Genomic DNA, 19,559 nt, shown 5'->3' with positions numbered 1-19,559 from the left:
GCATGGCCGCAATCAGCACTATTTTACAAGCGCAGCAACGCCGCCGGCACGCGCGCGTGTTCGCTTCCACGTTGGCATTTATCCTTATCGCCCTTATCGCGTACTTAGTATTGTTGGGGCAAGGTTCCGTGGAACTGAGCCCACGTCAAGTCATCGATGTTCTCACCGGCGGCGGCAGCGAGAGCCACATCAGGGTGGTGTGGGACTTGCGCCTGCCGGTTGCTATCGCCACCGTCATCGTGGGCACCGCCCTCGGCCTGGCCGGTTCTTGGACGCAAACCATGGCCCGCAACCCGCTCGCCTCGCCGGATATTTTAGGCGTTACCGGCGGGGCATCGGTGTTGGTGGTCCTGGGTACCGTGCATTCGCGCCCCAGTTTCGCTGAGGGCATCCCGGAGTTTTGGTGGCGGGCATGCTTGGCGACGATCGGCGCCCTCCTCGTTGTCCTCCTCCTCGCCGCCCTTGGTGGCATCGGTACGAGCAACCGCATCGTCATCGTCGGTATCGCCTTATCTCTGATGTTTCAGGCCATCGTGGCGTATTTGATGCGCAGCGCCCAGGTCCTGCGCGCTGCGGAGGCGCAAACGTGGCTTGCGGGATCGACTGGATTTGTGCGCATGGAGGTCATCTTTCCCTTGCTGGCGGCATTAGCGCCGTTTCTCGCTATAGGCATCTGGTGCGCGCGGGAGCTGCCGCTGCTTGCCCACGATGATTCCTCCGCAACCACCCTGGGCGTGAATATCTCCCGCCAGCGCGCTCTTCTGCTTATCGCGGCAACCGGTATCAGCGCCGTGGTGGTCTCGGTGGTGGGACCCATTGGGTTTATCGCGCTGCTAGCGCCGCACCTGGCGCGGATGGTGGCGCGCACCCCCACGCCATCGCCGCTGGCGTCGGCAGCCGCGGGCGCGGCGTTGCTTCCCGTGTGCGCCGTCATCGCTGGCGCTATCCCGGTAAACGCGCCGGTGGGTGCGGTTTCCTCGGTCATCGGCGGCTGCGCCTTGGTGATAGTGGTGTGGAATGCGGCCGGGCGCAGCTAAACGTTGCGCCGCGGCACAGCGGGGGAAACGGACAAACACAGCGCCGGATGGTGCTAGATAGTCGTACGTGGATGAAGGAAAAGATATGACGAATAATCGGCCTAATCAGCCTAAACAGCCCACGAGCGCGAAGCCTCGGTGCAGTCTCCACGCCACCGGCATTCATGCGGGATATAAGGATGGCGAGGACATCCTTGCCGGCGTCGATCTGCACGCCCGTGCCGGCGAAGTCACCACGCTCATTGGGCCCAATGGCTGTGGCAAGTCCACGCTGCTGAAAACTCTCTCGAAAATCCTGGCCCCGCGGCAGGGCAGCGTCATGGTCGGGGACGCTGACCTACATGCGCTGTCCGCGAAGGATGCCGCGCAGCAAGTGGCGCTGCTGCCGCAGCACCCCGTGGCCCCCGATGGGCTACGGGTAGGCGAGTTGGTCGCGCGCGGGCGTCATCCCTATCAGGGGAGGATGCGCGGCCTTTCCGCTACGGATCGGGAGACTATCGCGCAGGCCTGCGAGGCTACCGACATTGTGGACTTCCTCGATCGTGATATCGCTTCGCTATCGGGTGGGCAGCGCCAACGCGTCTGGCTGGCGTTGGCACTGGCACAAGATACGCCTGTGCTGCTTCTCGACGAACCCACGACCTTTCTCGACCCCGCCCATGCCATGCGCATGCTGGAGTTGGCTCGCGCACAGGCGCAGGTGGGAAAAACAGTGGTTGTAGTCCTGCACGATCTCATGCTGGCCGGCCACTATTCTGATTCCATGGTGGTGATGAAAGCCGGCAAAATTATCGCTCGCGGGGCGCCGAAACAAGCGCTATCCCCGAAGGTATTGGAGCAGGCCTATGGCATCGAGGCTGAAGCCTGGGAGGATCCGCTCGGCGATGCTCCCATCATTGTTCCCCGCCGCGTCGTAGCGGCGCATTAGTGGAAACCTGCCAATTGTGGCTGTTGCCCAGTCGCTCTAGTTGACCTTTCTTTGTATATCTAGAAAGGAAATTGCCACTACAAAAAGATTGAGCACGCTTCCCGCGCCGAGCAAAAGGGTACCGATTCGATAGGAACCTGTGCCCACGGCCGCCATATTGCCGTAGATATAGACCCAGATGCCCCAGCCGATGAGCAGAACGAGGCCGGCAAGACCAGAGAGCAGGCGGAGGCTACGAGGGGAGGTAGGGGCGAAGAATTTATAGGCGGCGTCGACAAGCGCGCAAGCCGCTAGCCCCAGACTCAGCCCGCCGGTCAACCAAACAGGAAGTAGAGCGGAGGTGCCAAAGACTACGGGCAGGATAAACGCGAGAAACGCGAGGATAAAGAGCGCGGAGTGCAGCCACAGGGTGCGCTTGGTGTAGGTCATACTGGAAACTGTACTAAGAATTACCCGGCGTCCGGGCATTTCAATCTTGTAGGGGCTTCGTTTTCCGTTTACGTGGATCCTGTTTTTGACGAAACAAAACTGCGCCGGCCGGGCCGAAGCCCGACCGGCGCAGCCAGTCTCAATTCAGTTTCCTATTTACTAGGAAGGCTCTTGCTTAAGCGAAGAACTTGCGGCGTGCGGTGAAAGCGCCAGCAGCAACCATTGCAGCTACGGCCAGAGCAGCCAGAGCCTGTGCAACGGAGTTGGAGCCGGTCTCAGCGGACATACCACGTGCGGAGTCTGCAGATTCGCCAGTTGCCGGGGCAGATAGTGCGGAAGGAACCTCAGCCTGGGCAGCGTCGCCCTTAGCGAGCTGACCGACCTGGGCGATAACTTCGTCCTTGTTAGCGTTCAGCATCTGCTCGGAAGCAGTCTTTTCCTCAGCGGTCGGTTCCTGGTTCTTGCGTGCCTCGTCCTTGACGTAGGTCTTGCCGTCCTGAGAGAGGTACCAGGTGATGCCACCGATGATCAGTGCAGCTGGCAGTGCCAACCAAGCCAGCTTATTCTTGTCGAATTCAGGCTTCGAATCCTCAGACGGGAACGCCTCAGCGTAAGCATTGCGCATCTCGTCGGTGATCTCTTCATTCACCAGAGCTGGGTCGTTGACGTATACCTTCGGATCCTTCAGGCTCTGGTACCACTCGTTGCCCTCAGCGTCCTTCTTCGTAGTTGGAGCAGGGATACCTTCTTTGTTGGAGCTCTCGGAGTCAGTACCCTCGGCGTCGGCTGCGCCTTCAGTGTCAGTCTCGTTTCCAGGGGACTCAGGATCAGCGCTTTCACCATCCTTTGACTGCTGACGCTCCCAGATGGCGCGAGCTTGATCCTCAGTGAGGGTAGGTACGGTGTCCTCGCCGGCTGGGTTCTCAAAGTGGTTGCGTGGTGCGTAGCTGCCGTCGGGCTGCTTGTCGTAGGTAATGCCATTGGTCTCGATGGAAGCCGGTAGTGGCATCTGAGCCTGGGCAATAGCTGCGCCGCCAAAGGCGAGTGCGCCGGTCAGTACAGCAGCAGTCAGGGTCTGTGGCAAACGCTTCATGTGTTTCTCCTTCGGGAAATATGGGAAAGAGCAAAGAAACGTCCTTCGTGGGCAAATACCAGTAGTCACAGAATTTGCAGTTGTTGCATGAAAATCAGAAGTTAACTGTAATTCTCATGCGTTACAGCAGTGAAAGAGCAAACCATTAGAATGGCTGCGCGATGGACTTTGCACTGAGCGTTGTTAAAGTGTGGTTCATATGTGCAAATTGTGGCGATGATTTTGGAGCCTATGCGTGTCGTAGTATTCGAAATAAGAGGCCGAGGGGTAGGTGGGTGTACTGACGGAAATATATGTGGAGGTGGGGGGGCGTCGGTAATCACTAACCGGCGTTTTGGTATGGGCGCTGGCGTGTGGTTGAATGTACAGGTTGCAAAAGCTGGTCGGCCCGTAGTGGTGCGTTTCCGAACCGCCGGTCCGAGACCCTTCGGCATAGTCCGTTGTAAAGGCTTGAGCATCGCAAGTTTGTAGACCGCGTGCGGCAAGGACGGAAATCTTACCGCACATCAATCCAGGTCAGGAGACCCATAGTGATTCAGCAAGAATCGCGTCTGCGCGTCGCCGACAACTCTGGTGCACGTGAACTGCTGTGCATCCGCGTTCTCGGCGGCTCTGTCCGACGCTCCGCTGGCATCGGCGACGTTATCGTCGCGACTGTCAAGGACGCTGTCCCAGGTGGCAACGTCAAGGAAGGCGACATTGTAAAGGCAGTTATCGTCCGCGCGAAGAAGGAAACCCGTCGTCCAGACGGCTCCTACATTCGCTTTGACGAGAACGCTGCGGTTGTTCTCAAGGGCGATAGCGAGCCTCGTGGTACCCGTATCTTCGGACCGGTTGCTCGCGAACTTCGTGACAAGCGTTTCATGAAGATCGTTTCTCTCGCACCGGAGGTGATCTAGTCTTATGAAGATCCATAAGGGAGATATGGTGATCGTCATTTCGGGCCCAGATAAGGGCGCGAAGGGCAAGGTCATCGAGGCATACCCAAAGCGTGACAAGGTCCTCGTAGAGGGCGTTAACCGCATCAAGAAGCACGTCGCAAACTCTGCTGCCGAGCGTGGCGCCGAGTCCGGCGGAATCGTTACCCAGGAAGCACCGATCCACGTGTCCAACGTTGCGATCGTTGACTCCGAAGGCAACCCGACCCGCGTGGGCTACCGTTTCGACGAGAACGGCAAGAAGGTCCGTATCGCGCGTAGCAACGGGAAGGACATCTAAAAATGAGCGAGAACTACACCCCGCGTCTGAAGACTCGCTACCGCGAGGAAATCCGCAAGACCCTGAATGACGAGTTCAAGTACGACAACGTCATGCAGATCCCTGGTGTCACCAAGGTTGTTGTCAACATGGGTGTTGGCGAAGCCGCACGTGACTCCAAGGTCATCAACGGCGCACTCGAGGATCTGACCGCTATTACCGGTCAGAAGCCGCAGCTGCGTCGCGCTAAGAAGTCCATCGCGAACTTCAAGCTTCGTGAGGGCATGCCCATTGGCGCACGCGTTACCCTGCGCGGCGACCGCATGTGGGAGTTCCTAGACCGCCTGCTGACCATCGCGCTGCCACGTATTCGTGACTTCCGCGGTCTGTCTGATCAGCAGTTCGACGGCCACGGCAACTACACCTTCGGCCTGTCCGAGCAGTCTATGTTCTACGAGATCGACATCGACAAGATCGACCGCCCTCGTGGTATGGACATCACCGTCGTTACCACCGCTACTAACGACGACGAGGGCCGCAAGCTCCTGCGCGAGCTCGGCTTCCCGTTCAAGTAAATAGAGCGCTAAGACATCCCAACTCCCCGAAAAGGGGCGTTGGGATTTTGTAGTTTTACCGAGCGCTTCGAATTCCACGGGGCGAAGGCGCTGGCTCCTGCCAGTGCGGCTTAGGCGCTTTCGGTCTCGGTGTGCGTAGTGCCCTCATACTGCCAGCCGACGACCGCGTTGCGCACTCCCGGCTCCAAAGGGTTGGCAAGTTGAATGCAACTGATGGTGAGACAACGGCCGGGCATGGGCCCTCGCCCCAAATAGAGGCGTCGTCAGAAAGCCCCTGTTTATCTGGGTCGTGTAAGTCGGTACCGGTATAGATGAGCCAGTTCTGGCCGGAATTCTGCGTGCGCACGTAGAGCTTGTCTCCCAGATGGACCTTTTGCTCGTTCGTGGAGCCATCTAGAGATTATTAAACACGCCCGGTACGCCCACACCGGTATGGCTGGCGATGACCACGATGTCTTGAGCCGTCGTGGCCGGCAGTGAATAATGGCGGTCTTCGGCAGTGTAGGTGCAGGCCTTATTCATGGAATCCTGATTGATGGCACCGTTGGCTACGAGGCAGGAGCCGTCCTGAAAATCGGCATGGGCCTCAATAGCGGGGATGAAGAGCTCGACCGCAGGTGAAGTGTCGATGGCAGGTGCCTCTTCTGCGGTGACCTCATTGGTCTCTAGACCCTCTGGTGGGTTGACCACGCGGTTGATTGTGCTGGCGAGTAACATGGTAGCAACGATGCCGATAACCACGCGAAGGATGCCGGAGGACTTCCATACCTTTTTGATTCGCTCCCACAGGGTGGGTTTGCGACGGTGGCGGGGAAGTGAGGTGTCCTCAATGAGGCGTGGTGGGCGGCGGCGCTGTTGTTGGCGGGTGCGCGTTTCGGTCTGGCGCCACTGGCGATCAGCATTTGTGCGGGCGGATCGCGATGGAACGCTCCGGCGTCCGTTAGTGGGCAGCCGATTCGGTTCCCTCCGCGGCCGGGGTTGGGAATCCATGCGACCTCCGAAGAGAAATTACGGGTAATAGGAAAGCTCTAGCTTACAACGCAGGGGCATGCATACCCGGAATTGACGCGGAATCGGGTGGTCAGGATAAGATTAGAGGAATTAAATTCTCTTTAATTAATGAGGTTGAAATGTCTCTCAATGATGCCGCCAAGGCGGCGGCTGTCAAGAAGGTCACCTTATTAGATGAATCCTTCGCTCGCTTTGCAGTGCGCGCTACCTTGGCGGGTGTGTACCTGTGCATCGGTACCGCCTTTGCCGGTGTGGTAGGCCAGGCCGTCAACGGCGTTGCGCCGGGAATGGGCTCCGTGGCTTTCGCCCTATTTTTCGGCGTAGGCCTCTTCGCCATTCTGCTCCTGGGAGCCGATCTGGCTACCGGCAACATGATGTACATGGTCTATGCCGCCAGCAATAAGCACGTGACGTGGGGCAAGGCCCTGTACCTGCTGCTTATCACCACCATTTTCAACCTGGTGGGCGCGATCATTTTTGCCGCCATTATGGCGATGTCTGCCAAGTTCGCTGACCTAGATCCCTCGCACCTCTTGGTGACGGTTTCTGAAGGCAAGCTCACCAAGTCCCCGCAAGGCATGTTGGTAGAGGCAATTGCCGCGAACTTCGTGGTCAATATGGGTATCGTGGGAGCCATTTTTGCCAAGGATGCGGCTTCGAAGTTCTTCGTGATTATCCCGATTATCGGTGCCTTCGTAGCGTTGGGGTTGGAACACGTTATTGCGAACTTCTGCCTGTTTAGCATCACGCTCTTCGCTTCCGACCCAGTGCCGGCAACCCTGACTGTTGGCAACGTGGCGCTCAATTGGATCCTGGTGTGGATCGGCAACTTCATTGGCGGCGGCCTTTTGGTGGGCGGAGTCTACTCGTGGCTCAACCGTGGCCCAGAGGCCTACCGCGACTAGGCGAGCTCGCCGGAATACACATTAAAGCGGTCGCCGCGAGCAAATCCCACGAGCGCCATGCCGGTCTCACGGGCCGTTTCCACCGCTAGGGAGGAGGCGGCGCTGACGGCAACCAGCATTCCGAAGCCGGCCATTGCGGCCTTTTGGACGAGCTCAAAGCTGGCGCGCGAGCTCATTACCAAAATGAGATCGTCCGCAGGCAGACGATCTTCTAGCAGAAGGTGACCGATGACCTTATCGGCGGCATTGTGTCGGCCGATATCTTCGCGGATGACAACCGGTTCACCGGCCAAGGTGAAGGCACCGGCGGCGTGAATGCCGCCGGTCTTTTTAAATTGCTTCTGTTCGGCGCGAAGTGCTTCGGGCAGCTTGGCCACGACATAGGGATCCACCGGCACTTGGGGAATCGGGTAGCGCGTTTGCTTGGTCAACGCCTCGATAGAGGAGGTACCGCAGACGCCGCAGGCAGAAGTTGTGGTGGTCAGGCGCAGATCACTTAGGTCAAGCACATTCTTTTTCGCCAGGTCGACGTCGAGCAAGTTATAAGTATTCATTCCGTCGACGGTGGAGCCGGCGCAGTAGCGGGCCTCCGTGACGTCGCCAAGCGAGGCAATATGGCCTTCCGAATGCAAGAAACCGTGCGCCAGCTCGATGTCATGGCCGGGAGTGCGCATGGTGGTAGTAATGGTCTGGCCGCCCACGCGGATTTCCAGGGGCTCCTCGCCGGCGACAGTATCGGCGCGGGTATCGACCTGCAGGCTTTCTCCCAAACGGACCTTGGTGACGGCGAAGGTGGAATTCTTGCGGCCGGCCACTACTGCAGCACCTGCTTTAGGGCGGCAATATTGCTACGTGCTTCGTCTACATCGCTAGAAGCGAGGCCGACGAGGAAGGCCGTCAGCGGGGCCGCCGGGCGGGAGCGATTATGTGCAACGTCTTTGGTTAAGTCCAGGATTTCCCGGGTGAGCGCGGTTGCCTCTTGTGGGTCGAGGCCAAGGTGACGGGCGGCTTCTTCCAGCCACTCGTGGGCGGATTGGATGGGGTCCTCGTGAGTTTGGGTCATAGCCATCTCCTTATTTATGTTCGTGCTGGTCTTGACTCTAATGACTGGGCGGGACTATTTGGAAAACCCCAGGTTATGGCGTAGCATAGTACCTCGTGCTTGCGCCGAGGCTTCGGCGTGCCTCGATCATTGCGAATTTGGGCACGCTGAGCTGCAGAAAGCGCCGAGCCGTTGCAAGAACTGAACATCAACTTTGTTGTAGGCCCCTCGCCGTAGATAGCGGACCGTTGTCTGAATTAAAGGGTGGCGAGTGCCTCACGGTACTGACCGTGGGGAGCGTGAGTAGCCCGAAATCACACGGAGAACGCTTTGGTGAGCACGGGAACCGCAACGAGAAAGGTACACGGTCACTCATATGACTATGACTGATCCTATTGCCGACATGCTGTCGCGCGTGCGCAACGCAAGTAATGCGCACCATGACACCGTGTCGATGCCTACCTCCAAGCTGAAGGCAAATATTGCCGACATCTTGAAGCAGGAAGGCTACATCGCTGACTACACCGTCGAGGGCCACACCCTGTCCCTCGAGCTGAAGTACAACAACCGCGAGCGCTCCCTGTCTGGCCTGCGTCGCGTGTCTAAGCCGGGTCTGCGTGTGTACGCAAAGTCCACCGAATTGCCGCAGGTTTTGGGCGGCCTGGGCGTGGCTATTATTTCCACGTCCCACGGCGTGCTGACTGACCGTCAGGCTGAGGAGAAGGGCGTAGGCGGAGAAGTTCTCGCCTACGTCTGGTAAAGGGAGGTTTGACACATGTCTCGAGTCGGTCTAGCACCAATCGCCGTACCAAACGGCGTCGAAATCAAGATCAACGGCCAAGACGTTGAGGTTAAGGGCCCAAAGGGCGCCCAGAGCGTTAACGTTCCAGAGCCTATCGCCATCAACCTGGAAGACGGCGTACTGTCCGTCTCCCGCCCTGATGACCACCGCAAGAACCGTGCTCTGCACGGTCTGTCCCGCTCCCTGCTGAACAACGCTGTTATCGGCGTGACCGAGGGCTACACCATCAAGATGGAAATCTTCGGTGTCGGCTACCGTGTCCAGCAGAAGGGCAAGGACCTGGAATTCAGCCTGGGCTACTCCCACCCGATCCTCATCGAGGCTCCGGAGGGAATTACCTTCGCAGTGGACGGCGCAACCAAGCTGTCCATTACCGGTATTGACAAGCAACTAGTCGGACAGATCGCCGCTAATATCCGTCGTCTGCGTAAGGACGATCCTTATAAGGGCAAGGGTATTCGCTACGAAGGCGAGCAGATCCGTCGCAAGGTCGGAAAGACGGGTAAGTAAGCAATGGCAAACACTGAAAACACCAAGCGCACTCCAGTCGGCAAGGACATCTCCTCCCGTCGTCGCGAAGCACGCGCACGCCGTCACTTCCGTATCCGTAAGACCCTGCGCGGCACCCCTGAGGCACCGCGTCTGGTTCTTCACCGCTCCTCCCGTCACATGCACGTCCAGGTCATTGATGACCTGGCAGGCCACACCCTGGTCTCCGCATCCTCCATGGAGGCGGACGTTCGTGCACTCGAGGGCGATAAGAAGGCCAAGGCTGCCAAGGTAGGCGAGCTGGTTGCCGAGCGCGCAAAGGCCGCTGGCATCGAGCACGTCGTATTTGACCGCGCAGGCTACAAGTACCACGGCCGCGTCGCTGCGCTGGCTGACGCCGCACGTGAAGGTGGTCTGAAGTTCTAATGATCATCGTCAACGGAAACATCAACGGAAGGAACGCCTAATGTCGGACCGTGAACAGCGTGACGGCGGACGCTCCGCCGAGAACAACAAGAACAACCGCGGTGGCAACGGCCGCCGCAACGATCGTCGTAACCACCAGGACAACGAGCGCGATAAGTACATCGAGCGCGTTGTGACCATCAACCGCGTCTCCAAGACCGTTAAGGGTGGCCGCAACATGTCCTTCACCGCTCTCGTCGTCGTTGGTGACGGCCAGGGTCAGGTTGGCGTTGGCTACGGCAAGGCCAAGGAAGTCCCGGCCGCAATCCAGAAGGGTGCTGAAGAGGCTCGCAAGAACTTCTTCCGCGTTCCGATGATTGCCGGCACCATCACCCACCCGGTTGAGGGTCGCGACGCAGCTGGCATCGTTATGATGAAGCCTGCCGCACCTGGTACCGGTGTTATCGCCGGTGGTGCTGCTCGTCCAGTGCTTGAATGCGCTGGCGTGCAGGACATCCTGTCGAAGTCCCTGGGCTCCGACAATGCACTCAACGTCGTCCGCGCTACCGTGGACGGCCTCAAGCAGCTGGTCCGCCCTGAAGAGGTTGCCGCACGTCGTGGCAAGTCCATCGAAGAGGTCACCCCGGCCCGTATGCTGCGCAAGCGCGCAGGTCAGGAGGCATAAGCAATGGCTCTGAAGATTACACAGGTAAAGGGCCTGGTGGGCACCAAGCCGAACCACCGCAAGAACATTGAGGCTCTTGGCCTCAAGCGCATCGGTCAGTCCGTAGTTAAGCAGGACACCCCGATCGTTCGCGGTATGGTTCACAAGGTTCGCCACCTGGTCACCGTCGAAGAAGTGGCAGGGGAGTAAACCATGGCTGATATCATCAAGCTGCACGACCTGCGCCCAACCGCAGGAGCAAACAAGCCTAAGACCCGCGTCGGCCGCGGTGAGGCATCCAAGGGTAAGACCGCTGGTCGCGGTACCAAGGGTACCGGTGCTCGTAAGCAGGTTTCCGCTGCTTTCGAGGGTGGCCAGATGCCGATCCACATGCGTCTGCCTAAGTTGAAGGGCTTCAAGAACCCGAACCATGTTGAGTACCAGGTAGTTAACGTTGCTGACTTGGCTGAGAAGTTCGCAGATGGCGGCGACATCACCGTTGCTGACATCGCAGCTGCTGGCCTGGTCCGCGCTAATAAGCCGGTCAAGGTTCTGGGCAACGGTGACATCAACGTTAAGTTGAACGTCACCGCTGATAAGTTCTCCAAGTCTGCTGTAGAGAAGATCGAGGCTGCTGGCGGATCCGCCAACACCAAGTAATCTCTTTCAAGTAAATTTTCGTCCCCCTCTCCGCACCAGCGGAGCAGGGGGATGATTTCGTTTGGTAAGCGCCCTGGTGCCGGTATAGAGCGCAGTACCTTGGTTATGGACACAATTGGTGCTGGAAATAGCTGACAGGAAACCTTTATTAATAAATAAGGTTGCCGGTATGGCGATATATATTCATGAGTGTTAAAGTCAATCTTAGTTGAAAATCATCTACCGTTAAGGAGACTCTCATGTCGTCTATTTCTTCGCTGCTCGCAACCGCAGTCGCTGCCATCATGCCATTTGCCGGCTCTACCGGCCCAGTCGACGCCCAGGAACAGCTCTCCCAGCCGGATCCTGCTGAGACCACTCAGACCGCGCCTGCCGAAGTTGGCGAGCAGAACGCACAGGACCAGCAGCCCGGCGCTCACGCTGAGAAGGGCCGTATCACCGGTGACAAGGAAGACGTCATCAACGGTGACGCAGAGGGTGCCGAAGAGGTCGATCCAGGGTTCAACGGTGGCAACCTGCAGAGCGGTAAGCTGGCCGTGCAGCGTGAGCTGGCCCTAGCTACCCAGGAGGCCGGCCACGAGTTCATGAACATCGAGTTTAAGGACGACCACTCTGCTCACCTGACCTTCCCGGAGACCTATAACCCGGAGAAGGATGAGGCAGCTGTGCAGCGCGTCATGGACGCCCTGAAGATCAACGGCTACGACAACATCACCGCGGCCTACTAAAGCGCGAGTGTCCCAAGACTTCGGGACGAAAAAGAGGGTGGAACGCTCGGGGAGGGCGTTCCACCCTTTATGCTTTTCCAACCAGGGTAGGCGCGGGGGAGGGAAGGCCTAGGCCTCGTCTACGGTTTTTTCGTACAGGCCAGGGAAGCGGTCATCCGGATCGGTAACCGCTTTGATGGTGGCGGGAAGGTTGCCACCGTAGAGTTCTTCGAATTTTTCCCGGGAATAGAAGGCTTCGGAGTAGAGGGACTTGTGTCCGCCAAGCTCGTTGACCTTGGATTCAATGACGCGGTTGAAAGCGCCATTATTCGGGGCGGAAGGGTCGACGTGGTCGCCTTCTACGCCGGACCAAAAGCCAACATTGACCCAGGTCTGCCCGGGGCGAAGCGGGTAGAGCGGCCAGGGGTCGCTCGAGTTAGAGGCGAGGTCGCCGGTGCCTACTAGCTCTTCCACGCCATCGCGAAGTCGGATTGGACAGAGCCACACCGGCTGGATATCGGAAGCATTAAAGAACCAATGGAGGAATTCCGGCAGGTTTTCTGGAGTGACCTCGATATCTTGGACCACGCGTTCAGCACGTGGCTTGCCGTGGGGCTTTTTGATGAAGTTATATTCCAGCTCGTATTTGCGGTCGAGCCGGACCAATTTCCAATAAAAAGAACTGCGGCGCAATTCGCGCGGCCACACCTTGCGCACCTTCGGGTTCTGCGCGCCAAAGGCGCGCGAGCACCAGAACCAGTCGGTATCCCAGCGCCAGATATAGTCGCGAATGGTGAGGCGATCGCGGCGGATCCCAGAGTCGTGCTGGAGGCTGCGGTAGTAAATCTTGTCCCGCGTGTAATCGGAGGTTGGGCCCTCCTCGTCGGTAAAGCGGGCGAAGACGAGGTAGGCCTCGTCCTCGGAGAAGACCACGCCGTCGAGGCCATGGACGGGCTCGCCGCGGTGCGTGTGGGAAGAGGCGACGTCGGCAAGCACGCGGCTCGCCTCCTCCACGGTGTGGAAACGCTCCTCGCGCAATTCCACATAGGCGGGCACGGGCTCTAACTCGATCTTCAGGCGCACCGCATAGCCCAGCGAGCCATAGGAGTTGGGGAAGAGGCGGAAAAGGTCGACATTTTCTTCGCGGGAGCAGGTGAGGATCTCGCCGGTGCCGGTGAGTACATCCATCTCTATTACGGATTCGTGCGGGAGGCCATTGCGGAAGCTGGTGGATTCCACACCCATTCCAGTAACAGCGCCGCCCAAGGTAATGGTCTTCAGCTGCGGCACCACAAACGGCATCAGGCCATGGGGAAGGGTGGCATCGACGAGGTCCTCATAGGTGCACATGCCCTGCACATCGGCCGTGCGGGCAACTGGATCGACCTCAATGACGCCGCTAAGGCCGGATACGTCGAGGCCTTCCTGCGCCTCGCTGCGGCTACGGAAGAGATTGGAGGTCTTCTTGGCTAGGCGCACGCGCTTTCCGGCCGGGACAGCACGGAAACTCGCCAGCAGCTTGTCGACGCCCTCTTGGTGCGCCGTCCATCCCACCGGCTCAATGGGCATGGCATCCACCGGTCGCGGTTGGGCAGCGGCGAGGCGTTCGCGCAGATTATCAATGAGAGTCATGGCACCCCTCCTTAAAAGCGGCTATCTTCCCACCAGCGGCGCTCAGGCACACCGGCGCGGGAGCCGGCCTCGCCCAGCTTGACGCCGAGGAAGTGATAAAGGTTGATGATATTGCGCTCAAAGCCCCATTCGGATCCGGCCATATAAATGCCGTAGAGGCGAGCGGTGGGTAGGCCCACGGTTGCGCAGGCCTCGTCCCAATTGTCCTTCAGGTTCTCGCACCAGTCATGCAGCGTGCGCATGTAATCAAACCGGAGGGACTCGGTGTGGATGACTTCGAAGCCATTGTCTTGCATCGCCTTGGTGACATTGCCGGAGCCGGTGAGCTCGCCGTCCGGGAAGATATAGCGGTCAATGAAGCCGCCCTTGGGCGTCTTGTGGTTATCCGGGTAGGTGATGTTGTGGTTGAGCATCAGGCCGCCCACCTTCAACTTGCCATGGAGGAACTTGAAGAAGTCATCGTAATTCTTTACACCGATGTGCTCGATAATGCCGATGGCGGAGATAGCATCGAAGCCCTCTTCGGTGATATCGCGGTAATCCATGAAGCGTACTTCCGCCAAGTCTTGGAGGCCTTCCTCCTCAATCTTGCGCTGGCCCCACTCGGCCTGTTCCTTGGATAGGGTGACGCCAATGGACTTCACGCCGCGGCGCGCCGCGTAGCGCACCATGCCGCCCCAGCCACAGCCCACGTCCAAGTGGCGGTCGCCCTCCTGGAGGCGCAGCTTGTCAAAGATGAGGCGGTACTTATTCTCCTGCGCTTCCTCCAAAGTGGCGTCTGGGGAAGGGTAGTAGGCGCAGGTATAGGTCATCGAATCGCCCAAGAAGAGCTCATAAAAGTCATTGCCCACGTCGTAGTGATCAGAAATGACATCAGCATCGCGCTGCTTCGAGTGCTTGGATAGGCCGTCGTGTAGCTTGCGGCGCAGCCAAGAGGCACGCTCTACCTCGGGAACAGGCTGGATCTGGAAGGCGCCCATGGACGCCAGCGAGCGCACCACGCGCGTCAGTGTCTTCGCATCCGGCTTTTGAAACTTGTCGTACATGGCATGCAGGGCGTCAAAAATTCCGTAGGGATGGGCGGGGTGATCGCCGTACACCGTGATGCCGTCCGTGACATAAGCGCGAGCAAATCCCACATCGCCGGGGTGGGTAGCAATAAAAGAAAGGCCCTCGAGGCTGTTGATAGTTACCTTGTACTGGGCATCCTCGGGTCCGGTTGCGGACCCATCGAAGGCTTCCCAGCGGAAGGGGTTGGGGCTAGGGACAAATACGTCGATGATCTCAGCTACGGTCATCGGCGTGAATTTCTTTTTCATAAGTACTTCTTTCGAAAATAGTTGGTTCACACCAATAACGGCCTCGTGGCGCATGGGGCGGTGAGGTCGGAGACTTTACTAGGGGATTGCATGTGTGCAATACCCCCTCATGGTAAACCCCGAAGGCAAAACGTGCGAAAGAACAAGCAATGATGGTCACACTATTGGGTATTAATGTGGCTATGGGGGACAAGGCTGGTAGGGTTGTGGGGTCATAAGTGTTCAACCGTCCCTGAAAGAAGCCTAAAATTCCCCTTAGCCGTCCGGCTTAAGGGGTGCGGTTTCCTAGGGGCAGATGAGTTTCCACCTCCGTGTATGAGCGCGAAACCCTCCCTAGATTTCGCGTTCGGCAGCGGTAGGCCAGGAGGATTTTGTAGTGTCCGCCATTATCCAGGCTTTTAAGGATGCCGACCTACGTAAGAAGATCATCTTCACCATCGTGATGGTCATCGCGTACCGCGTCGGCGCACAGATCCCGTCCCCGGGTGTTGACTATGCGTCAATTGCTGGCCGCTTGCGCCAGCTGACCGAGCAGTCCGGAGACCTTTACTCCGTCATTAACCTCTTCTCGGGTGGCGCGTTGCTGCAGCTGTCGATCTTCGCCATCGGCATCATGCCGTACATTACGGCCTCGATTATCGTGCAGCTGTTGACCGTGGTCATTCCCCGCTTCGAGGAATTGAAGAAGGAAGGCCAGTCCGGTCAGGCCAAGATGACCCAGTACACTCGCTACCTGACCTTGGCGTTGGCGTTGCTACAATCCTCCGGCATCGTCGCACTGGCAGACCGCGAGCAGCTGCTGGGCCAGGGCGTACAGGTCTTGGCAGAAGACCGTAACTTCTTTACCCTCATCGTCTTGGTCATCACCATGACGTCGGGCGCCATGCTGGTGATGTGGATGGGCGAGCTCATCACCGAAAAGGGCATTGGTAACGGTATGTCCCTGCTCATCTTTGCCGGCATTGCTACCCGCCTGCCTACCGATGGCGTGAGCATCATGCAGAACAACGGCGCACTCGTCTTTGCCATGGTCGTTGCTGGCTTGGTTGTCCTCGTTGTGGGCATCACCTTCATCGAGCAGGGCCAGCGCCGTATCCCGGTCCAGTACGCCAAGCGCATGGTTGGCCGCCGTCAGTACGGTGGTTCCTCTACCTACCTGCCGCTGAAGGTCAACCAGGCCGGCGTTATTCCGGTCATCTTTGCCTCCTCCCTTATCTACATGCCGGTGCTCATTACCCAGATCGTGAACTCTGGCTCCGCCGGTACCCCCGATAACTGGTGGCAGCGCAATGTCATCGCACACCTGCAGGCGCCATCGTCCTGGCAGTACATCGTGCTGTACTTCGTGCTGACTATCTTCTTCGCTTATTTCTACGTTTCGGTTCAGTACGATCCGGCAGAGCAGGCGGATAATATGAAGAAGTATGGTGGCTTCATTCCGGGTATCCGCCCGGGCCGTCCGACCGCGGAGTACCTTGGTTATGTGATGAACCGTCTGCTGTGCGTGGGCGCCCTGTACTTGGCAGTTATCGCCATTTTGCCGAATATCCTCTTGGATCTCGGTGTGGGCCGCGCTTCTGCCAGCGGTACCTCCGCCTTTGGCGGTACGGCCATCCTGATTATGGTCTCTGTCGCTTTGACTACGGTCAAGCAGATCGAGTCCCAGCTACTGCAATCCAACTACGAAGGACTACTTAAGTAATGCGTCTTGTACTTCTAGGACCTCCCGGTGCCGGCAAGGGCACCCAGGCAGCTATCCTCAGCGAGAAGCTAAACGTTCCGCATATCTCCACCGGCGATCTCTTCCGCGCCAATATTGGCGAAGGCACTCCGCTGGGTGTGGAAGCAAAGTCTTATATCGATGCAGGCAAGCTGGTACCTACCGACGTCACCGCTCGTATGGTCGAGGATCGCCTCAACCAGGACGATGCCAAGAATGGCTTCCTGCTGGACGGCTTCCCTCGTACTACCGAGCAAGCAGACATCCTGGAAGAGCTGCTGTCCAAGAAGGGCGAGAAGCTCGACGGCGTGCTCAACTTCGAGGTATCTGAGGACGTAGTTGTCGAGCGCATGATGGCTCGCGGCCGCGCCGACGATAACGAGGAGACCATTCGCACCCGTCTCGGTGTATACCGTGAGGAGACCTTCCCGCTCATTGAGCACTACGGCGATGCCATTATCCCCATCAAGGCCGAAGGCACCGTGGAGGAGATCAACGCCCGTGCGATGGAAGCACTGGGTAAGTAAGCATGGCTTTTCGACGCCGCAGTAAGCGCATCCTCGCCCGTACCCCGGGTGAGCTAGACGCCATGCAGGCCGCCGGCGAGATCGTCGGTAAGGCACTGCAGGAAGTCCGCGCTGCTGCGGCGTCTGGCGTATCTACCCTCGAGTTAGATGCAGTGGCCGAACAGATCATTCGCGATGCCGGGGCTTATCCCACTTTCAAGGGCTACGAAGGCTTCCCGGGCTCCATTTGCGCTTCCGTTAATGATGTCATCGTCCACGGAATCCCAGACCAGGAAACCGTCCTCGCCGAAGGTGATCTAGTTTCCATTGATTGTGGTGCCACGCTCGACGGCTGGGTCGGCGATAGCGCCTGGTCCTTCGCCGTGGGCGAGCTCGACTCAGATGTCGAAGCCCTCAATAAGGCCACCGAGTGGGTCCTTATGGAAGGCATGCAAGCTATGGTTCCAGGCAATCTGCTTACCGATGTCTCCTATGCCCTCGAACAAGCCACCCGCCGTGCTGAGGAGAAGTTCGGTGTGGAGCTTTTTATCGTCGATGGCTACGGCGGGCACGGAATTGGCCGCACCATGCATGAGGAACCGTACCTAGCCAACGAAGGCCGGCCCGGGCGGGGCCCGCTGATTCAAGAAGGTTCCGTACTGGCCATCGAACCCATGCTAACTTTGGGTACAGAGGATTCCGCCGTCTTAGAGGATGACTGGACGGTCGTTACCCTCGATGGTTCCTTTGCCGCCCACTGGGAGCATACGGTGGCCGCCACCGCCGATGGTCCCCGTATTCTCACCCGTCGCTACTGACACATATTCCCCAATATTGCCTGTTGTACTAGGCAGATACCCCCCGAAAGGTTTATACTCACAGCCATGTCTAAATTTAGCTTCCGCAAGTTCCGTGCCACGGTTGCAGCGCCCGCAGTCGCTAGCGTGATGGCCTTGAGCGCCACCGTTGCGGCTCCAGCCGCTACTGCCCAGGAGGTTCCTAACCTGGATCAGCTCAGCTCCAAGGCAAACTCTGACCTCGCACAGCTCGCTTCTCAGTCCGGCCTAGATAAGCTCACCGCTGATGCAAAGGCACAGCTGGATAATTTCTACGGCCAGACCCGCGAACAGGCGTGGAACACCCGCAACCAGATTTTGGACCAGGCAGAGAAGTTCTCTCCTGAGCTGGCCCCTAGCGTTCAGACTGCGGTGGATGGCGCCGTTGAATTCCTCTTCCCAGGCCTGATTGCTCAGAAGAATGAGGAAGCACGCAAGGCTCGCGAGGCTGCGGCCCGCGCTAATGCCGAGCGCGTTGCCGCTGAGAAGGCTCGCTCCGAGGCTGCCGCACGCAAGGCGGAAGCACAGCGCCGCGCTAACGAGTTTGACCGTGGTCCGTGCCCAGCGGACGCCAAGGTGTGTGTTGACTTGAACGGTCGCCGCACCTGGCTGCAGGACGGTGGCAAGGTCTCCTATGTCTCCCCGGCAATGTCGGCTGGCATGCAAGGTCAGGAAACCCCACGCGGCACCTTCCACGTCACCCGCAAGGTAGAGCACGAAATCTCCCGCGAGTTCAATAACGCGCCGATGCCGTACTCCATCTACTTCACCAACAATGGCCACGCTTTCCACTTGGATGACCCGGCCGTTGACTCCAATGGTTGCGTACACCTGCCGCCGGACGCTGCAAAGCGTTACTGGGATAACGTGCAGGTCGGCGATAAAGTATTCATTTACTAAAGTCTCCCGCCACTGCGCTAATTGATTCCCCCGCGTTGGTTCTCCGTGAAGGAGGGCCGGTGTGGGGGATTTCTTCTCTCTGGCGGTCTTAAAATGCTGACTGTGGGCACAAGGCTAGGGGAGAGAGGGAATCGCATAACTCGACGTCGAAAAGCGCACTGGTTTGGAAAACGTGTCGCTGCAGCGTATGCTGTTAAGTCGGTGTATTACGCCAGTGAGACTGGCGCAGATACGCCACCGCAGTAGACAACAAACATGCAGGTGACGGCACACTTGTCCGTCGCCAGAAAAGTAGAGGTTATGGCTAAGGAAGGCGCAATCGAGGTAGAAGGCCGCATTATCGAGCCTTTGCCCAACGCAATGTTCCGTGTCGAGCTCGACAATGGACACAAGGTTCTTGCACATATTTCTGGCAAGATGCGTCAGCACTACATTCGCATCCTCCCAGAGGACCGCGTGGTTGTAGAGCTGTCTCCTTATGACCTGACCCGTGGACGCATCGTCTACCGCTACAAGTAAAAACTGTAAGCCTCCTCACCCAAGGGTGAACCTTCAGGTTCACCCTGTCCACCTCAGGCTACGGTGGCCTGAGCCCACACTGGTAAGTAACCCAAGGATTCCCGGCACGGTCCGGGCGAAGCGTTGCATGGAGTGGGACGGATGGGGAGAAAACCGCCGTAACAACCCGAAAGGACACGCCAT

At 58.4% G+C, this 19,559-nt stretch carries 25 protein-coding genes; 18 read left to right on the top strand and 7 right to left on the bottom strand.

All coding sequences use genetic code 11. The features are described from left to right. The first annotated feature begins 2 nt into the window (after window positions 1-2). Window positions 3-1,037, top strand: a complete 1,035-nt coding sequence (locus RAE07_RS02925; protein ID WP_317001302.1) for a FecCD family ABC transporter permease — start codon at window positions 3-5, stop codon at window positions 1,035-1,037. Between the two features lie 85 nt (window positions 1,038-1,122). Next, complete coding sequence (locus RAE07_RS02920) at window positions 1,123-1,965, top strand: ABC transporter ATP-binding protein (protein ID WP_248100349.1); 843 nt, start codon at window positions 1,123-1,125, stop codon at window positions 1,963-1,965. A gap of 36 nt (window positions 1,966-2,001) precedes the next feature. Here the strand turns inward: RAE07_RS02920 and RAE07_RS02915 are convergent, their stop codons facing one another. Continuing rightward, window positions 2,002-2,394: a multidrug transporter gene (locus RAE07_RS02915; RefSeq protein ID WP_317001299.1), complete on the bottom strand. Its 393-nt coding sequence runs from the start codon at window positions 2,392-2,394 to the stop codon at window positions 2,002-2,004. Between the two features lie 175 nt (window positions 2,395-2,569). Further along, window positions 2,570-3,487 carry a hypothetical protein gene (locus RAE07_RS02910; RefSeq protein ID WP_317001297.1) on the bottom strand — a complete coding sequence of 306 codons (918 nt, stop codon included), beginning with the start codon at window positions 3,485-3,487 and terminating at the stop codon, window positions 2,570-2,572. Between the two features lie 530 nt (window positions 3,488-4,017). Here RAE07_RS02910 and rplN point away from each other — a divergent pair. From rplN to rplE, 3 genes are read left to right on the top strand one after another with little or no spacing between them, the layout of a single operon-like run. After that, on the top strand, window positions 4,018-4,386 hold the full coding sequence (rplN, locus tag RAE07_RS02905) for a 50S ribosomal protein L14 (RefSeq protein WP_049378875.1): 369 nt from the start codon (window positions 4,018-4,020) through the stop codon (window positions 4,384-4,386). A 4-nt stretch (window positions 4,387-4,390) separates the two neighbouring features. Beyond that, entirely contained in the window at window positions 4,391-4,705 is a 315-nt protein-coding gene (gene rplX, locus RAE07_RS02900) for a 50S ribosomal protein L24 (RefSeq protein ID WP_023027809.1), read from the top strand. 2 nt (window positions 4,706-4,707) lie between these two features. Continuing rightward, window positions 4,708-5,259, top strand: coding sequence for a 50S ribosomal protein L5 (gene rplE / locus RAE07_RS02895; protein WP_023020566.1), 552 nt, complete (start codon window positions 4,708-4,710; stop codon window positions 5,257-5,259). Window positions 5,260-5,652: 393 nt separating this feature from the next. On the opposite strand, the gene RAE07_RS02890 is transcribed toward rplE, so the two are convergent. Next, window positions 5,653-6,249: a hypothetical protein gene (locus RAE07_RS02890; RefSeq protein WP_317001294.1), complete on the bottom strand. Its 597-nt coding sequence runs from the start codon at window positions 6,247-6,249 to the stop codon at window positions 5,653-5,655. A gap of 140 nt (window positions 6,250-6,389) precedes the next feature. On the opposite strand from RAE07_RS02890, the gene RAE07_RS02885 reads away from it, so the two are divergent. Next, window positions 6,390-7,175 carry a formate/nitrite transporter family protein gene (locus RAE07_RS02885; protein WP_317001292.1) on the top strand — a complete coding sequence of 262 codons (786 nt, stop codon included), beginning with the start codon at window positions 6,390-6,392 and terminating at the stop codon, window positions 7,173-7,175. Here the strand turns inward: RAE07_RS02885 and fdhD are convergent. Then, window positions 7,172-7,990: a formate dehydrogenase accessory sulfurtransferase FdhD gene (fdhD, locus tag RAE07_RS02880; protein WP_317001290.1), complete on the bottom strand. Its 819-nt coding sequence runs from the start codon at window positions 7,988-7,990 to the stop codon at window positions 7,172-7,174. The two genes, RAE07_RS02885 and fdhD, sit on opposite strands and share 4 nt — an antisense overlap. Beyond that, a complete protein-coding gene (locus RAE07_RS02875) occupies window positions 7,990-8,238 on the bottom strand; it encodes a DUF6457 domain-containing protein (RefSeq protein WP_317001288.1) in 249 nt (82 codons plus the stop codon). The genes fdhD and RAE07_RS02875 overlap by 1 nt, the downstream gene beginning before the upstream one ends. A gap of 355 nt (window positions 8,239-8,593) precedes the next feature. On the opposite strand from RAE07_RS02875, the gene rpsH reads away from it, so the two are divergent. The 7 genes from rpsH to RAE07_RS02840 all read left to right on the top strand — a co-directional run bounded on the left by rpsH (window position 8,594) and on the right by RAE07_RS02840 (window position 11,965). Beyond that, entirely contained in the window at window positions 8,594-8,977 is a 384-nt protein-coding gene (gene rpsH, locus RAE07_RS02870) for a 30S ribosomal protein S8 (RefSeq protein ID WP_005322799.1), read from the top strand. Between the two features lie 15 nt (window positions 8,978-8,992). Beyond that, window positions 8,993-9,529: a 50S ribosomal protein L6 gene (rplF, locus tag RAE07_RS02865; RefSeq protein ID WP_239204633.1), complete on the top strand. Its 537-nt coding sequence runs from the start codon at window positions 8,993-8,995 to the stop codon at window positions 9,527-9,529. A 3-nt stretch (window positions 9,530-9,532) separates the two neighbouring features. Continuing rightward, the gene (rplR, locus tag RAE07_RS02860; protein WP_005322788.1) at window positions 9,533-9,934 is read left to right on the top strand and encodes a 50S ribosomal protein L18; all 402 of its coding nucleotides are present in this window, start codon (window positions 9,533-9,535) and stop codon (window positions 9,932-9,934) included. 40 nt (window positions 9,935-9,974) lie between these two features. Further along, the gene (gene rpsE, locus RAE07_RS02855) at window positions 9,975-10,598 is read left to right on the top strand and encodes a 30S ribosomal protein S5 (RefSeq protein WP_023020586.1); all 624 of its coding nucleotides are present in this window, start codon (window positions 9,975-9,977) and stop codon (window positions 10,596-10,598) included. Window positions 10,599-10,601: 3 nt separating this feature from the next. Next, entirely contained in the window at window positions 10,602-10,787 is a 186-nt protein-coding gene (rpmD, locus tag RAE07_RS02850; RefSeq protein WP_023020587.1) for a 50S ribosomal protein L30, read from the top strand. Between the two features lie 3 nt (window positions 10,788-10,790). Beyond that, window positions 10,791-11,237 carry a 50S ribosomal protein L15 gene (gene rplO / locus RAE07_RS02845; RefSeq protein WP_005322777.1) on the top strand — a complete coding sequence of 149 codons (447 nt, stop codon included), beginning with the start codon at window positions 10,791-10,793 and terminating at the stop codon, window positions 11,235-11,237. Window positions 11,238-11,476: 239 nt separating this feature from the next. Next, complete coding sequence (locus tag RAE07_RS02840) at window positions 11,477-11,965, top strand: hypothetical protein (RefSeq protein ID WP_023020588.1); 489 nt, start codon at window positions 11,477-11,479, stop codon at window positions 11,963-11,965. Window positions 11,966-12,073: 108 nt separating this feature from the next. Here the strand turns inward: RAE07_RS02840 and RAE07_RS02835 are convergent, their stop codons facing one another. Together RAE07_RS02835 and RAE07_RS02830 are read right to left on the bottom strand one after the other, a co-directional pair. Continuing rightward, the gene (locus tag RAE07_RS02835; RefSeq protein WP_317001285.1) at window positions 12,074-13,576 is read right to left on the bottom strand and encodes an FAD-binding oxidoreductase; all 1,503 of its coding nucleotides are present in this window, start codon (window positions 13,574-13,576) and stop codon (window positions 12,074-12,076) included. An 11-nt stretch (window positions 13,577-13,587) separates the two neighbouring features. Further along, window positions 13,588-14,895: a class I SAM-dependent methyltransferase gene (locus RAE07_RS02830; protein WP_317001283.1), complete on the bottom strand. Its 1,308-nt coding sequence runs from the start codon at window positions 14,893-14,895 to the stop codon at window positions 13,588-13,590. Between the two features lie 376 nt (window positions 14,896-15,271). On the opposite strand from RAE07_RS02830, the gene secY reads away from it, so the two are divergent. From secY to infA, 5 genes are all read left to right on the top strand, one after another. Further along, complete coding sequence (secY, locus tag RAE07_RS02825; protein ID WP_317001282.1) at window positions 15,272-16,597, top strand: preprotein translocase subunit SecY; 1,326 nt, start codon at window positions 15,272-15,274, stop codon at window positions 16,595-16,597. Further along, window positions 16,597-17,142 carry an adenylate kinase gene (locus RAE07_RS02820; RefSeq protein WP_023020592.1) on the top strand — a complete coding sequence of 182 codons (546 nt, stop codon included), beginning with the start codon at window positions 16,597-16,599 and terminating at the stop codon, window positions 17,140-17,142. The genes secY and RAE07_RS02820 overlap by 1 nt, the downstream gene beginning before the upstream one ends. A gap of 2 nt (window positions 17,143-17,144) precedes the next feature. Further along, on the top strand, window positions 17,145-17,939 hold the full coding sequence (map, locus tag RAE07_RS02815) for a type I methionyl aminopeptidase (RefSeq protein WP_301732281.1): 795 nt from the start codon (window positions 17,145-17,147) through the stop codon (window positions 17,937-17,939). A 66-nt stretch (window positions 17,940-18,005) separates the two neighbouring features. Continuing rightward, window positions 18,006-18,857, top strand: a complete 852-nt coding sequence (locus RAE07_RS02810) for a L,D-transpeptidase (RefSeq protein ID WP_248100330.1) — start codon at window positions 18,006-18,008, stop codon at window positions 18,855-18,857. 300 nt (window positions 18,858-19,157) lie between these two features. Continuing rightward, window positions 19,158-19,376 (top strand): translation initiation factor IF-1, encoded by a 219-nt coding sequence (gene infA / locus RAE07_RS02805; RefSeq protein WP_004566852.1) that lies wholly within the window; start codon window positions 19,158-19,160, stop codon window positions 19,374-19,376. Window positions 19,377-19,559 lie beyond the last annotated feature (183 nt).

This window comes from Corynebacterium nasorum (assembly GCF_032821635.1).
Classification (GTDB): Bacteria; Actinomycetota; Actinomycetes; order Mycobacteriales; family Mycobacteriaceae; genus Corynebacterium; species Corynebacterium kefirresidentii.
This window is presented reverse-complemented; position numbering and strand designations above follow the sequence as displayed.